The sequence below is a fragment of the Pleomorphochaeta naphthae genome (assembly GCF_055396005.1).
In genome coordinates, this window is the sequence record NZ_AP042457.1 from 1,115,821 (window position 1) to 1,130,424 (window position 14,604).

Annotated in this window: 14 protein-coding genes; 8 read left to right on the forward strand and 6 right to left on the reverse strand. The window is 26.7% G+C overall.

Features of this window, described 5'->3' with window-relative positions; all coding sequences use genetic code 11:
* The first annotated feature begins 199 nt into the window (after positions 1-199).
* From ACZ5SO_RS05125 to ACZ5SO_RS05145, 5 genes are all read left to right on the forward strand, one after another.
* Positions 200-2,047, forward strand: a complete 1,848-nt coding sequence (locus ACZ5SO_RS05125) for a hybrid sensor histidine kinase/response regulator (protein WP_464627243.1) — start codon at positions 200-202, stop codon at positions 2,045-2,047.
* A gap of 106 nt (positions 2,048-2,153) precedes the next feature.
* Entirely contained in the window at positions 2,154-3,497 is a 1,344-nt protein-coding gene (locus tag ACZ5SO_RS05130) for a bifunctional folylpolyglutamate synthase/dihydrofolate synthase (protein ID WP_464627244.1), read from the forward strand.
* Between the two features lie 159 nt (positions 3,498-3,656).
* Positions 3,657-5,090 (forward strand): NFACT RNA binding domain-containing protein, encoded by a 1,434-nt coding sequence (locus ACZ5SO_RS05135; RefSeq protein ID WP_464627246.1) that lies wholly within the window; start codon positions 3,657-3,659, stop codon positions 5,088-5,090.
* 27 nt (positions 5,091-5,117) lie between these two features.
* Positions 5,118-5,957 carry an AmmeMemoRadiSam system protein B gene (gene amrB / locus ACZ5SO_RS05140; RefSeq protein WP_464627247.1) on the forward strand — a complete coding sequence of 280 codons (840 nt, stop codon included), beginning with the start codon at positions 5,118-5,120 and terminating at the stop codon, positions 5,955-5,957.
* Positions 5,957-7,528, forward strand: coding sequence for a hypothetical protein (locus ACZ5SO_RS05145; RefSeq protein ID WP_464627248.1), 1,572 nt, complete (start codon positions 5,957-5,959; stop codon positions 7,526-7,528). The genes amrB and ACZ5SO_RS05145 overlap by 1 nt, the downstream gene beginning before the upstream one ends.
* Positions 7,529-7,838: 310 nt before the next feature.
* Here ACZ5SO_RS05145 and miaA read toward each other — a convergent pair whose 3' ends face one another.
* The 6 genes from miaA to ACZ5SO_RS05175 form a co-directional block, all read right to left on the reverse strand.
* Positions 7,839-8,798 carry a tRNA (adenosine(37)-N6)-dimethylallyltransferase MiaA gene (miaA, locus tag ACZ5SO_RS05150; RefSeq protein ID WP_464627249.1) on the reverse strand — a complete coding sequence of 320 codons (960 nt, stop codon included), beginning with the start codon at positions 8,796-8,798 and terminating at the stop codon, positions 7,839-7,841.
* The gene (locus ACZ5SO_RS05155; protein ID WP_464627251.1) at positions 8,755-8,967 is read right to left on the reverse strand and encodes a hypothetical protein; all 213 of its coding nucleotides are present in this window, start codon (positions 8,965-8,967) and stop codon (positions 8,755-8,757) included. Before ACZ5SO_RS05155 ends, miaA begins: the two co-directional genes overlap by 44 nt.
* Positions 8,968-9,092: 125 nt before the next feature.
* Positions 9,093-9,620 (reverse strand): (d)CMP kinase, encoded by a 528-nt coding sequence (gene cmk, locus ACZ5SO_RS05160; RefSeq protein WP_464627252.1) that lies wholly within the window; start codon positions 9,618-9,620, stop codon positions 9,093-9,095.
* Between the two features lie 12 nt (positions 9,621-9,632).
* A complete protein-coding gene (locus ACZ5SO_RS05165) occupies positions 9,633-10,502 on the reverse strand; it encodes a YicC/YloC family endoribonuclease (protein ID WP_464627253.1) in 870 nt (289 codons plus the stop codon).
* A gap of 18 nt (positions 10,503-10,520) precedes the next feature.
* A complete protein-coding gene (locus ACZ5SO_RS05170) occupies positions 10,521-11,972 on the reverse strand; it encodes a glutamate ligase domain-containing protein (RefSeq protein WP_464627254.1) in 1,452 nt (483 codons plus the stop codon).
* A 62-nt stretch (positions 11,973-12,034) separates the two neighbouring features.
* Positions 12,035-12,205, reverse strand: a complete 171-nt coding sequence (locus tag ACZ5SO_RS05175; protein WP_464627256.1) for a hypothetical protein — start codon at positions 12,203-12,205, stop codon at positions 12,035-12,037.
* A 246-nt stretch (positions 12,206-12,451) separates the two neighbouring features.
* Here ACZ5SO_RS05175 and ACZ5SO_RS05180 point away from each other — a divergent pair, with 246 nt between their 5' ends.
* The 3 genes from ACZ5SO_RS05180 (at position 12,452) to ACZ5SO_RS05190 (ending at position 14,601) form a co-directional block, all read left to right on the forward strand.
* Positions 12,452-12,865 (forward strand): Fur family transcriptional regulator, encoded by a 414-nt coding sequence (locus ACZ5SO_RS05180; RefSeq protein WP_464627257.1) that lies wholly within the window; start codon positions 12,452-12,454, stop codon positions 12,863-12,865.
* 126 nt (positions 12,866-12,991) lie between these two features.
* Positions 12,992-13,840 (forward strand): metal ABC transporter solute-binding protein, Zn/Mn family, encoded by an 849-nt coding sequence (locus ACZ5SO_RS05185; protein WP_464627258.1) that lies wholly within the window; start codon positions 12,992-12,994, stop codon positions 13,838-13,840.
* Complete coding sequence (locus ACZ5SO_RS05190; protein WP_464627260.1) at positions 13,840-14,601, forward strand: metal ABC transporter ATP-binding protein; 762 nt, start codon at positions 13,840-13,842, stop codon at positions 14,599-14,601. The genes ACZ5SO_RS05185 and ACZ5SO_RS05190 overlap by 1 nt, the downstream gene beginning before the upstream one ends.
* Positions 14,602-14,604 lie beyond the last annotated feature (3 nt).

The following is a 14,604-nucleotide window of genomic DNA, read 5'->3' on the forward strand; positions in this document are numbered from 1 at the left end:
ATAAAGAAGCTTTTTACAATTTTATATTAATATTAAACCACAATAATTAATAAATTAAATTATTTACTTAAAAAATTGAAATACTTTTATGATATTTGTAAAAAAAATCTAAAATTTGGTAAAAATATTACTTTTTAGCTATTGTATCAAAAATTTTATGATATAATTAGTATATTAAAGTAATTTTTAAAGAGGTAATATGTTTTTTGATGACGCATTCAATAATATCCCTAAAATAATATTAATAATTGATCCCGTTAATGGTTCTATTATTGATGCTAATAACAAAGCATGTGAAATATATGGATATAGTAGGCAACAGTTAATAAATATGAATATTAATGATATTAATATATTATCACAAGAAAAAATATTTCAAGAAATTAACAATGCGAAATTACAACAAAATTCTTTTTATTATTTCCCACATAAGACATCTTCTGGCAAAATCATTGAAATGGAAATTAATAGTACCTTAACAACTTATGAAGGAAAAGAGGTTTTTTACGTTACTTTAAAACCTACAAATAATGACAATTATCTCAGAAATATATTTTACCCATTTTTAGAAACATCAAAAGATTCATTAATTATAGTTGATAATCAAATGAAAATAATTAACTTTAACTCAGCATTCCAATTATCATTTAATATAAATGAAGAAAAATGTATCCATCAACCATTACATAAATTACTAAATACTAAAGAAATTAACAAAATTAATAAATTTTACCTTTCATTAAAGGACGGACAACTACCTTCAATCAATATTTTGACTCTTGATGGTAAATATTTAAACTTGTTTGGGATTCCTTCTTTTTTTTCAGATGAATATAGAGGTTCTCTTATTTTAATAGAGGATATTACTAAAAAAGTAGTTAAACGCAATAAGCAAAAAATGAATTATGAATTAGCTTTACAAAAAGTAGAAGCATATAAAAAACAGACTGAGCAATTCTTTTCTAGAATGAGTCATAACATGAGAACTCCATTAACAGCAATCCTTGCTTTTAGTGAATTTGGGATTAAAGAAAACAAGGTGGAAAAAGATAAGGAATATTTTCAACAAATTAATGAAAGTGCACATTATTTGTTATGCTTAGTCGATGATATTTTAAATATGAATAAACTTGAATCAGGCGTTATAAAATTAAATCCCAAACCTATTTCTAAGAAAAAAGTTCTTAATAATATATTAAATATTATGAGAGTTTTTTCAAATCAAAATGATATTAAAATTGAAACAAAATTCGATAATAAAATGTGGGATTACCAAAAGTTTGATTTAATTAGATTAGAGCAAGTTTATATAAATATTTTACATAATGCTATAAAATACTCTCCAAAAGGATCCACTGTAACTTGGGAAAAATATTATTTATATGATGAAAATGGAAATCCTTATTTCAAAAATATAATAAGAGATAGAGGCATAGGTATTTCAAAAGAGTTTCTAAATATAATATTTTCACCTTATTCTCAAGAAGATAATAATATCTTTAATAACGAAGAAGGAAATGGTTTAGGGCTTACAATAACAAAAAGTATTTTAGATTTACTTGGTGGGAAGATTTGGATTGAAAGTGAAGTTGGTGTTGGCACAACTGTTTATTTTGAAATTCCAGCCTGTGAAATTAGTGAAAAAGAATATTTAAAATATATAGAAGAAAATAATGTTATAAATATAATTGAAAATAAAAAAGTATTAATTTGTGAAGATAATTTAATTAATATTAAGATTATTAACAAAATATTAACTTCCTTAGGAATACAAACTGATATTGCTCTTAATGGCGAAATAGGTGTAAAAAAGGCTAAATCAAATAATTATTTTGCAATTCTTATGGATTTACAGATGCCTATTATGGATGGTTTCACAAGTGCTAAAATAATTAGACAATTTAATAAAGATATTCCCATTATCGCTATTTCTGCTAATTCTACCCCTTCTGATATAAGTAAAAGTAAAAAGGTTAGTATGAATTACCACCTAAAAAAACCTATAAACCAGAAAGAACTCATCGAAACTTTGTCTAATTTTCTTTAATTTAAATTAAAAGCTTATTAAAAAATACTTTAACTTTATTTAAATATTTGCAATGATACTTTTCAAAGCTAACTTTTAAATATAAAGTATGATTTAAGGACTTTTAATGAAAACTACGTTTATTGACATTATCCATGCAATGGAAAACTATACTAACTTAGAAAAAAATATCGATCATTATACAACTAGATTTTATCGTCTTGATAGGATGCATAAACTTTTATCTTTTTTTAACAACCCAGAAAAAGATTATAAAACTATACATGTCGCAGGAAGTAAAGGTAAAGGCTCAACTAGCAAATTTATAGCTGTAGGGCTTAAGTCCTTTGGTTATAAAGTCGGTATCTACGCTTCCCCACATCTTTTAGATTATCGTGAGAGATTTACACTTTGTGGAGATTTTTTTAGTGATTCATTACTAATAGAAGTAGGAAATTTTATACTAGATAAAGTAAAAGATTTTAAATTCGCAGACCAATGGGGTGAGACAACTCCAACAACTTTTGAATTGTTTACTTTGTATGGATTTCTTCTATTCTCAAGAAGTCATTGTGATTATGCTGTTATAGAAACAGGGCTTGGAGGAAGACTCGATGCAACTAATACTATTACCCCTATTTTAAGTGTAATATGTCCAATCGAATTAGAACATACTTCAATCTTAGGTGATACAATAGAAAAGATTGCTATTGAAAAATCTAAAATAATAAAGAAAAACATCCCCTCTGTTGCTGCTACTTTAAAAAAAGAAGCTAGAGAAGTGATGATTAACGAAGCTAAGGTGCAAAATAGTTGTTTAAAATTATTAGAGAATGAAACAAAAGAAATTGTCTCAAAAACAACAAAAGAATGTGAAGAAGTTAAAATTACTTGGAAGGATAATAGTGTAAATTATTTACATTTATCATTAAAAGGTAGCGTTATGGCACAAAATGCTGCTCTTGCAATCCTTGCATTAAAAACATTGAATTTTTATAATTCTAAAATGATTGAATCTATTAATAAGGCTTCTCTATTGGGAAGATTCCAATTGCTTAGCACAAATCCAGATTTATATATTGATGCAGCACATACTAAAATATCTATTTCAGCTTTAATATCTTCTATAAAACAAATTGAAGATAAAAGTAAGTGTACTGTTATCTTTGGATCATTAATTGATAAAGATCATAAAGCTATTGCACCCATATTATTAAATAATTTTAATAATATAATCTTAAGTAAACCTGGAACTTTTAAAAAAAGTGATATGCCCTCTCTATATGATCTTTTCAACAAACTAAATATTAATAGTCATATAGAACTACTTTTAGATGGTGAGGATGCATTAAAAAGAGCTTTTGAAATAACACCTAAAGATGGATGTATTTTAGTTTGTGGTTCCTTTTATTTAGCTAGTGAGATTGCTATAGCTTTTAATAATTTGAAAAAGAAAAATTTAGTTAAATAAATTTTATGGTACTATTACGATATCGTTTATATAAGATTTAATATCATAACCATATTAAACTTATTTAATTTTCTTTTTACTCCCTTACCTCTATAATATTTAAGATAAACAAAGTAATATATAGTAAATTATTGAATATAAAATTTTAGGAGACTAGGTATGTCATTGAACTGGAAAGAACTTGAATTGATTGAAAGCGAATTACCACTTGTCAATTCTAGAATACAAAAAGTTATTCAACATGACTTTCATTCTCTTTCTTGGATTATGCACAGCAGTTCAGCAAAACAATGGACTTTATACACAGAAATAAATACCCCCTATGCCCGTATTCATAAAACAAATAAAGTTACTGCTCCCGCACAGTTAGATAAAACAAAAAAACTTCAACGTTTTGTTCAATTTTGTAGAGCAAATGTCGAAGGAGCTAAAATTATTGAAAGCTTTTGTGTTAAAGGTGATAGAATTCTCACTTTGAAACTTAAAAAGAAAGATATTATTTTTTATATGTATTTTCGTCTTTATAGTGGACCAGCTGCTAATATAATCATAACTGATGAGAACAATACAATTTTAGATTTATTATATAGGAGACCTAAAAGAAATGAAGTACCGCACCAAATCCTACCAAAATTTAAAGAGATAGAAGATAATAAAAAATTTGAGATAAGAAAAAGAGATTTAACTATTTCTTTTAATGAACAAATTGAAAAAGAATACGGCTTACTTAGTACAGATACGACATTAGATCAATTAATAAATAAAATTGAGGCTTTAAGAGATAATAAGTTAAAGAAATTAGAAGGAACTGTAACATCACTTTTAAAAAGGGTTGAAAATACTAAAGACTTTGAGATAATAAAAGAACAGGCTGATTTGTTATCTGCTTATTTATACAAAGTAAAACCACATAGCGAGAGCATTACTTTAAAATCATGGAATGATAATAAAGATATTACATTAAAATTAGATCCTAAGTTTACAAAAGAAGAAAATTTAAATTACTATTATGATAAATATAGAAAAGCAAAAGGGTCAAATAAAAATGCAATTGAACAATATGAAATTGCAAAAGATGAATACAATAAAACTAAAGAATATTTTAGAAAATTACTTACATTAAGTAACAATGAACAAAAAGATATAAAAAGACTAAAAAAAGCCTTAGAAACTACTACACCAAATCAAAATAAGGAAATTAATGATATAGGGTTGAGCTTTAAAAGTGGTCAATTTATTATTTTAGTCGGAAGAAATGCAAAAGAAAATGATCAATTACTGAGAAAAAAAGTTAAAGGAAATGATTACTGGTTACATGCTAGAGATTATAGTGGAGGCTATGTTTTTATAAAATTTATACGAAATAAATCTGTCCCTTTAGATGTCCTTTTAGATGCTGGTAATTTAGCAGTTTTCTTTTCAAAGGCTAAAGGTCATAAAAATTGCGATTTATATTATACACAAGTAAAATATTTAAGAAGAGCAAAAAACGGTCCCCTTGGTCTTGTACTCCCAACTCAAGAAAAAAATCTTAACATTAAAGTTGATGAAAAAAGACTAAATAGACTATTAAAAGAAAAAGATTCTGTATAAAATCATTATCTATCGGAGTTAAGATTTATGAGAAAAATTAAAAAAGTTGAAAACACGATTCATCACGATATTTTTTATCCTTCCAAAAAAGATGAAATTCTAAATATGATTGAAAAATGCGAAACTAATTATAAGGCTATAACAAAAACTGATTCTAAAGTTTTTATTCTTCCTCATGCAAGCTTTGAGTTTATCCTTCCCCTCTTAGTAAACACATTCACCTCAATTATAGATAATTTTGAAAAAATATTAATTGTTGCACCTAGTCATTTAAAAGTAATTGATGATTCATCATTATATAACTTGTTTACACCCTCCTATGATGCAATAAAGACTGCAGTTGGAATACTTGATTTTGATAAAGATATTATCAATAAGTATTTTAATGAAAATATGCAAAAAGATACTTATTTTGAAGAAGAATCATCATTTGAACAACTATATGTACTAATAAAACATTATTTTCCCCAAAAAAAGGTAATACCTCTTTGTGCTGTAATAGAAAATTCTAAACAAAGCAAAGATTTTAGTACTTTTTTAAATGCTATAATTGATGAGAAAACACTTGTTTTAATTAGTTCAAATGCTTGTGCATACCAAAAAACTACTATTGCATATGAAAAAACAAATAATTTCATTAATGCCCTAACTTGTGGGGAAAGACTTTTACAACTTCAAAGAAAAAACATAATTGATTCTTGCGGTTGTGGTATAATTGATTCAATTACAAAAACTCAATTATATAAGAATAAAAAATTTAAGATAAACTTAATAGAAGTTGAAAAAAAAATTAGTAATAGTATAATTAAGATTAAAACAAATGATAAATGTGTATATCATATCACAGCGACAATAGAGGATAATTAATGTTTACAAACAAAGATATTATTGAGATAGAAATTGAAAACGAAAAATATAGTGCTATTGCTTTTAGTAATAAAGATTGCGAATTACCCTCCTTTTTGCTTCAAGGAGAAAAACAACCAGGATATATATACAAAAATGGAGAATTGCAACCTTGGTATTGGAAAGGTTTTGCAAATTATGGAAATAAAAAATGTCTTTATTTTGATCCTATAGAAATATTTCCACTATCTCAGTTGGCTTCATCTTTAAGAAGTAAAGCCCCTATGTTGATTATTAATTTATCAAAAGCACTTAATAAATGTGATTCTAAATTTTTAGATTTACAAAACGGAATAATAAGTGCATGGAGAATTTTTTTCACTAAAGATGATGGTGTTTTAATTTTACCAAGAACTTTAAGTGATATTTTTTCTTCAACTGCTGATGAATATAATAGGTATTCAAATAGTAATAGCTTCATTCATGCTAATGTTCTTCCATCTTTTTCTCTAATAGATCAAATGGCACAACTATTTTATTATTCAATTACTGGAATTAAGCCATTCGAATTTACAACAGTTAGATCTAATCATTATAAAGCGATCGATTTGAATTTATTAGTTAAGGGCTTTAAAATTAATGTAGATTCAGATTTGGTTGAGAAAATAAATAAAATTTTGCACCTAAGCCTAAATAAAACCCGCGATATTTCTTCTAACCTACCTCCGCAAAATGCTCTACAATGGTTTATTGAGCGTTTTGACGGTACTAAGTGGTCTTTAGAGAACAGAGAAGATAAGATTATAACTATCGAAGATTTACTAAAAATTGAAGAATGCAAACCAATTATTGAAAAACTATTAAAAAGTGAAAAAAGAATTATTTTCTGGAGGAAAAGAGGATCTGTAATTATAGTTAGTTTGATAGTGGCTGCATTTGTAATTAGTTTTGTTGGAGGGAGAATACATGATGCTTTACAACCTCCATATACGGCAGGTCTAGATCAAATTGGAGTTATTGAAGCTTATTATGAAGCTCAAAACAATTTAGATGTTCAAAACTTAGAAGCTAGTTTACAACGAGGGGTTTCTTCACCTGTTTTAAATGAAATCACTACCCTTTATGTTACAAGACAAACTAGACTTGCATATGAGCAAGTAGATTCAGTTATCAATCCTTCACAATGGGTAGATGAAGGCATGCCTCCAATTGATTCTAAAAAAATTATATATGGAATTGATGATGTAAAAATAACACAAATCGGTGATAATCAATTTTTAGCAACAAGTATTTATTACTCCCCATATTCTTTAGATCAATCTGAAGAAACTGAAGAAAACTTAAATTCAACAACAACTGATACAACTAAATGCTATCGATTTGAACAAAAACAAGTTTTTTCTTTTGAATATAATAAAAAAGGTTGGTATGAAATTACAGATATTAAAACTACTGATTTGAAGTATTTAGATACTTTATTAGTTCCTGTATATCAATCAACTGATACGTCTTATGATTTTGAATCAGACTCTAGACAAACTGAAAGTATTGTAGAATCAAAATATAATGACAAGATTTTTTTAGAAGAATAAATAATTAATAAACTAATTTTATCATTTTTATTTAAAGAATAACTTTAAAAAAAACCTCTCTAAAATAGAGAGGTTTAATAAAAGGAGGTTATATATATATTGTTTCTTAGGAGAAAAATGTATAAGGGGGATTAATTTAAATTATTCTGCCTAATTACATTTATTAATATAATACAGTTTGAAACTTATGTCAATACTTTAATAGAATAAATTGGACATATTTTCAAAATGTTTATTTTTTTTTAAATAATTACCTATCTTATAAGTAATTATTTTTATTTACTTTTATTGAAACTTATAACATATTTTTTTATTTTGAATAATCATTAATTAATTTAATGATTTTATCTTCTTCTTCAGCATGAATCCAATTTACATTTTCAAAAGATTTAAAAAAAGTATATTGTCTTTTTGCATACTTTTTTGAATTATTAACAATAAGATCACCAATTTGGGAAACAGTTAATTCCCCAGTTTTCATAGCTAAGAAAAATTCTTTATAGCCTATTCCTTGAATACCTGGCCATTGTTCACTTGCCCCTTGATTTTTCAACTCTCTAATTTCATCTAGTAATCCTTGTTTCATCATAATATCGAATCTTAATTTCAATCTACGATTCATTTCTTCTTTGTCTCTATATAAACCTATAATTAAAGGATTCATATCATTTCTATAAGTAGTAGGTAGATCAAAAGAAGAAAGGGGTTTATTACATGTAAAATAGACCTCTAAGGCTCTACTAATTCTATATTTATCATTAGCGTTTATTCTATTATATGAAACGCTATCAACTTCCTTTAATAACTCATAAGCATAAGAAAGTGAATTATTTTTAATAATGTTTTCAACTTTTTTTCTAATTTGTGGATTCGAAGCAGGAGCTTGTGATAATCCATATAAAAAATGTTTAAAATAGAAAGCTGTCCCTCCACTTATAACAGGTATTTTATTTTCACTATGGATTAATTTTACTGCTTTATCGGCTTCTTCAATGAAACGAGCAACTGTAAATTGCTCTCTAGGATCTAAAATATCAATTAAAAAATGCTCAATTTTGTCAGTTATTTCTTTAGATACTTTAGCCGATCCTATGTCAAGTCCTTTATAAACTTGAATTGAATCGGCATTTATTACAGCATATTTTTCGCTGTTTAACTTAGATAAAAGATTTGTTTTTCCTACACTAGTAGGTCCAAATAAGAAAACAATTTTCTTAAAGGGATTATTACTCTTTATCTTCGTCTGGTTTTGTATATTTAATTTGACCATTTAGAGCTCTTGAAAGAACTTCACTAACAATTTTGCCATTATTTTCTTCGATTTCTCTACCACCACATCCTGGATTACTTAAGATATCTGCTTCTTTAATAGCAACACAAGTAATTTCATAAATATTATCTTTATAATCAATTAAAGCATCTAATGGAACTTTATTCACCGCTATGGCTCCTTAATTTTTATTTAGAAATATAATTCATATCTCTATTCACAACTTAATTATAATAGCGAAAAAAAGCTAAAATGTATAGTACTTACAATAAGTAAATTATTTTATCTATTTTGCTATTTTATACTATCTATTTCTTTAACCTTATTCACAATTATATCTGAGATTTCATCAGGAGTTTTATTTTCAGTATCAATAATTAGATTAGCAAACTCATACTCATCATTATTAATTGAATAAATTCTCATATAACGGTTAGTATCATTTTCATCTCTCATTCTAGTCTGATTTAATCTAGTAGAAAAATCCCCACCTTCTCTTTTAAAGACTCGTCTAGCTCTTTCATCAGCACTAGCATATAAATAAACTTTTAAGTCAGCTTCTTTAAGCATCCAAATTGCTAGTCTAGAACCTAAGACGCAATTTTTTTCATTTAATGCCATCTCAACTTGTCTTCTATCTAATTCTTTATCATAAGAATCATCAGTTTCAGCTAATTTACAAAATTCCCAAAAATCAACACCTTTTTCTTTAGCAAGATTTCTAAAGGTAAAATTAATCAATTTATAATTCAATTTCTCTGCGACTAAAGTTGAAACCGTTGTATTTCCGCAACCACTTTTTCCACTAATTGCAATTCTCATAACACCTCTCATTTATTCTATATTTCTAATTTGTTCTCTTATATTCTCTAGATTATCTTTCATTCTAACAACTTCTAAATTAATATCGGCAATTTGACTTTTAGAACCTATAGTATTTATCTCACGGTTAATTTCTTGGCATAAAAAATCAATTCTCTTACCAATTGGTCCACTTTCCTCGATGAGTCTATCTAATTCAGCGAAGTGAGCCTCTAAACGCTGAACTTCTTCATTTATAGAAAGTTTTACTAACATTATAGCTACTTCTTGTAATATCCTATTTTCATCGTAATTTTGATCACCTAGCATTTCTTTTATACGGAGAGTTAAATTATTTTTCACTGAATCTTCGATTTCTTCTGCTCGTGATTTGATTACTAATAATGAGTTATACATTTTTTCTTTAGATTTCTTTAAATCTAAGCAAGTCGATTGTCCTTCTCTCTCTTTACTTTTTTTAAATTGATTTAAAGCATCCTCTAATAGAGTAAATAAAGGATCTTCAAATTTCTTAGTATCAGTGTCTTTAACACTTGTCAAAGCTCCTTCTGCTGATAAGAAATCTGATAATTTAGGTTTAACATCGAATGGGACAACTTCATTAATTTTATTAAAAGCGATCATATATTGATTTATAACATTTTCATCGACCAAAACATTTACATCATTTTTCAAAAGTCTAACTCTAACTGCTACTTCAATTCTTCCACGTTTAGCGACTTCTTTAATTTTATTATCTATATCAATTTCGTAAGCTGATAAATAATAAGGTATATTATGGATTATATCTAAATATCTATTATTAACACTCTTAATTTCCACTTGCATTTGCATTTCATTATTTAGCGTTTCACTACAACCGTAGCCTGTCATACTTTTCATAAAATTATCACCTTGTTTCTATATTTTTTCTATAATTTCTTTATAAAGTCTATCATTGTTAGAGGCCCCCAAAGAAATAACAATATCGTCATTTTCAATCATGGATGCAGCTATCTTTGATACCTCTTCATTTTCATCAACATAAATTGCACTTGCTAATTTAATTTTAAAACTGGTTAAAAGTTTTTTATTTAAATCTTTGACTAATTTTTCAGCTAAATTGCCATTGTCTACATCCATTCTAGCACTTGCAAATGTTTTTGTAATTATTAGTTTATCAAAAAGTAAAAAAACACTTATAAAATCTTTATATAAAGCTTTTGTTCTACTAGCTGTATGAGGAGTAAATATAGCAAATAGTTTTCTATTTGGATACCTATTTTTTAATTCATTGTACAAAGTATATATTTCTTTAGGGTGATGTGCATAATCATCTAAGAATAGTATATTATTTATTGTTGCTTTAAGTTCTAAACGCCCTTTAACACTTTTAAAATTTTCTAAGGCTTTTAAAGATGTTCTAAATAAAGTTGTAAATATTTCATCACAAATTATATCATCTTTATTTAAATAAAGTTTGACATCTTGCGCATCTAAAAGAATGCAGGTTGAAATAAGAGCGGCCCCCATAATATCATTTATTAAAGCCCTATCATAATATTTTAAATCAAATAATTCATTACCAATTAATCTTACTTTATATTTATTACTATAACTATCTTTTTCAACTCTAAAAAGAGAATTGTCATGAAAACCAAAACTAATGATATTTAAATCTTTTCTTTTATCTTCTATTACAGTTTTGATAGATTTTACATTCTTATCATCAGTGTTTAAAATTAAAAATCCTTTTTCTTTAATATTTAAAGCAAATTGTATAAAACTATGTATAACATCGTCAATGGAATTAAAAAAATCAGGATGATCGAAATCAATTGAAGTAATAATAGCTCCATCTAATTTATATTTTAAAAAATGATTTTGATATTCACATGCTTCAACAATTAAAGCCTTATCTCCTTGAAAAACACAATTTGAATTATCTATTAAAGATGATCCAAAAATAGCAAAAAAAGGGAAGGCTTTTCTCTCTTTATAACTCAATGAAAAAACACAAGCTCCTGAAGTCGTTGTTTTACCATGAGTTCCAGCAATTCCATAAGATTTACTCTCTTTTGTTAATTTAGCTAAATAATCAATGTAAGAGGAAGTTTTAAATTTTAATTTAGCTTGTTTTACACAATGTGTATTTTCGTAGGCAGTGGAATAAATAACTTCATCAATTTTATGAGGAATTATATCTAAATTAAAGTCATCAAAGATCTGTATTTTAGACTCAATTAGTTTTTCTTGAGGCTGAAAATATTCACTTTTATCAATTCCAAAAACAAAATTACCTTTTTCTTTTAGTATTAAAGCGAGATTTGACATCCCACTACCTTTAATACCTATAAATAATATATTACTCACACTAACCCCTAAAAACAGAAAAAGACTGCCTCTTGACAGTCTCTCCCCTAAACACAAAAGAATTATTTTGAATTCTTTCTATGTGCATTACAAGCTTTACAAATCATTGCTTTTTTTTCGTCAATTGTGGTTTCATAAAGTACTTTAATGTTTGTTCTCTTACAAATTGGACAAGTTCCTCTACCACTATTTTGCTCTTGACGAATGCCTGCTCCTCTATGTGCTTTGGACATAATAAACTCCTTGAATAATCAATAACTAATAGGGATAATAGTACTTTGCTCCCCATTCTGTCAAGATATATTGAGTGAGATACTAACTTAGAAGGGGTGTTTTTCATATCTTTACCTAATTTTAACTATATAAAGACTTTAGATTGATAACTTTTTGAATAATTAATTACTTTTGATTAAATGTAGTATTGATTAGCATTAATTTGATAGTATAATCTAAGTAGAAAAATAAAGTTGAGGTCAATTTTGAGATCAGGTGGATATAATACAAAAAATAAACAATATATAATTGAAGCATTATCAAATAATTTAAACACTACCCTTAGTGCAGATAATATTTTTGATTACCTAAGTAAAAATAATAAAGGTATGAATATAACGACAATATATAGAAACCTTGAAAAATTAGCAAAAGAAAATATTATTTTAAAATTTCCTTCTGCTGATGGTAATAAGACTTTTTATCAATTAAAAAGACATGATTTAACACATGAAGATCATCTCCATCTTCAGTGCACTAATTGCGGCAAAGTTATTCATCTTGATTGTGATTTTATGCAAAGTTTTGTGGATCATGTAAAAGATGATCACTCCTTCGATTTAACTTGTGGCAACTCAATTCTTTTTGGATTATGTGATGATTGCAAGAAAAAAAAATAAATATCTCTTCATTTTTTATTCTTTTTTTTATAAATATAAAGATAAAGTGTGTTAATCATTGACACCACTATCTTTTTTTATTATCTTTAATTTGCAAATTAGTTGCAAATTCGGAGGAAATAAAAAATGAAAAAAATAACTATACTATTAGCTATTTTCACAATATGTATAACACCAATTATTGCCCAAGGGCAAAAAGAAAGTAAAGAAAAACCTGTAATTGCAGTTTCTATAATTCCTGAGGCTACTTTTGTTGATGCTATAGCCCAAGGAAAAGTAGATATCGTTACTATGATTCCTAAAGGAGGTTCACCTGAGAATTATGAACCTACACCCCAAGAGCGAATAGAATTTGAACAAGCAGATATTTATTTTGCAATTGGAGTACCTAGTGAAGAACACTCAATCCTAGATATGGCTAGTGAAAATACTAAAATTGTAGACTTATCTACTGAAGTCGAAAAAACTTATGCTCCTTTGTATTTTGGTGATACAAGAGACCCTCATATTTGGTTAAGTCCAAAAAGAGTTTTATTAATGATTGATATAATTACTAATGAATTATCAATCTTAGATAGTGATAATGCTGATTTCTATAAAGCTAACGCTGAAGAATACAAAACTAAATTAAATCAAGCTATTAAAAAAATAGATAGCACTTTAAAAGATGCTAAAAATAGAAGTTTCTTAGTATTCCACCCCGCTTTTAATTATTTCGCCCAAGATTTTAATTTGAAAATGTATTCAATTGAAGAAGAAGGTAAAGAAGTTACTCCAAAATCTTTAACTGAAATTATTGACATTGCTAAGCAAGAAGGTATAAAAAATATATACTATCAAGCTGAAATAGCAGCTGAGCAAAGTATAGCCTTTAGTAAGGAACTTGGTGGAAAAGCAATACTTCTTGATCCTTTAAGCCCAAATTACATTGAAAATCTAGAAATCATGGCTAATACTTTTAAGGACAATATGTAATGAAAACCGCTCTCGAAGTTGAGAATTTATCAGTAAAATATGAAAATAATTATGCCTTACGTGATATTACATTAAAAATTGAAGAAGGTGATTATTTAGGTATTATCGGACCTAATGGAGGGGGTAAAACCACCCTCCTAAAGGCCGTTTTAAATCTTGTAGATCATCAATGTTCTAAAATTTTATTTTTTAATAAACCCTTTAAAAAAGTTCAAAAACAAATAAGTTATGTACCTCAAATTTCCAAAGTCGATAGGACTTATCCAATAAGTGTTATGGAAGTTGTTTTAGGTTCTAAACTTAAAAAATCTTTAAATCCTTTTTACAAATTTACAAAACAAGACATTGAAGATGCTACAAATGCACTTAAAATGGTAAATATTGAAAACTTATCAAACAGACAAATTCAAAGACTATCAGGTGGCGAATTCCAACGTTTATTGATAGCTAGAGCTCTTGCAAGCTCTCCTAAATTATTATTACTTGATGAACCAACTGCAAATGTTGATCCTGTTTCAAGAAATATAATTTATGATTTACTCGATAAATTAAATAAACAAGGTATGACTATAATTATGGTAAGCCACGATACTATGGCTATTTCATCTAAAGTAAAAAATATAGCATGTATAAGCGAAAACTTAATTTATCATGGAGGACCCCATTTAACTCAAAATGTTATTGATAAAATGTACGGTTGTCCTATTGATTTATTAGCCCATGGAGTTCCTCATAGAGTACTCGCGAATCACAACCATTAAGGG

What these genes read in the sequence shown, in the direction of transcription:
- miaA (WP_464627249.1), bottom strand. Translation starts at nt 8,798, where the DNA reads ATGGTCAAATTAAATATACAAAACCAGACGAAGATAAAGAGTAATAAT.
- ACZ5SO_RS05135 (WP_464627246.1), top strand. Translation starts at nt 3,657, where the DNA reads ATGTCATTGAACTGGAAAGAACTTGAATTGATTGAAAGCGAATTACCA.
- ACZ5SO_RS05125 (WP_464627243.1), top strand. Translation starts at nt 200, where the DNA reads ATGTTTTTTGATGACGCATTCAATAATATCCCTAAAATAATATTAATA.
- amrB (WP_464627247.1), top strand. Translation starts at nt 5,118, where the DNA reads ATGAGAAAAATTAAAAAAGTTGAAAACACGATTCATCACGATATTTTT.
- ACZ5SO_RS05185 (WP_464627258.1), top strand. Translation starts at nt 12,992, where the DNA reads ATGAAAAAAATAACTATACTATTAGCTATTTTCACAATATGTATAACA.
- ACZ5SO_RS05190 (WP_464627260.1), top strand. Translation starts at nt 13,840, where the DNA reads ATGAAAACCGCTCTCGAAGTTGAGAATTTATCAGTAAAATATGAAAAT.
- ACZ5SO_RS05165 (WP_464627253.1), bottom strand. Translation starts at nt 10,502, where the DNA reads ATGAAAAGTATGACAGGCTACGGTTGTAGTGAAACGCTAAATAATGAA.
- cmk (WP_464627252.1), bottom strand. Translation starts at nt 9,620, where the DNA reads ATGAGAATTGCAATTAGTGGAAAAAGTGGTTGCGGAAATACAACGGTT.
- ACZ5SO_RS05145 (WP_464627248.1), top strand. Translation starts at nt 5,957, where the DNA reads ATGTTTACAAACAAAGATATTATTGAGATAGAAATTGAAAACGAAAAA.
- ACZ5SO_RS05175 (WP_464627256.1), bottom strand. Translation starts at nt 12,205, where the DNA reads ATGTCCAAAGCACATAGAGGAGCAGGCATTCGTCAAGAGCAAAATAGT.
- ACZ5SO_RS05130 (WP_464627244.1), top strand. Translation starts at nt 2,154, where the DNA reads ATGAAAACTACGTTTATTGACATTATCCATGCAATGGAAAACTATACT.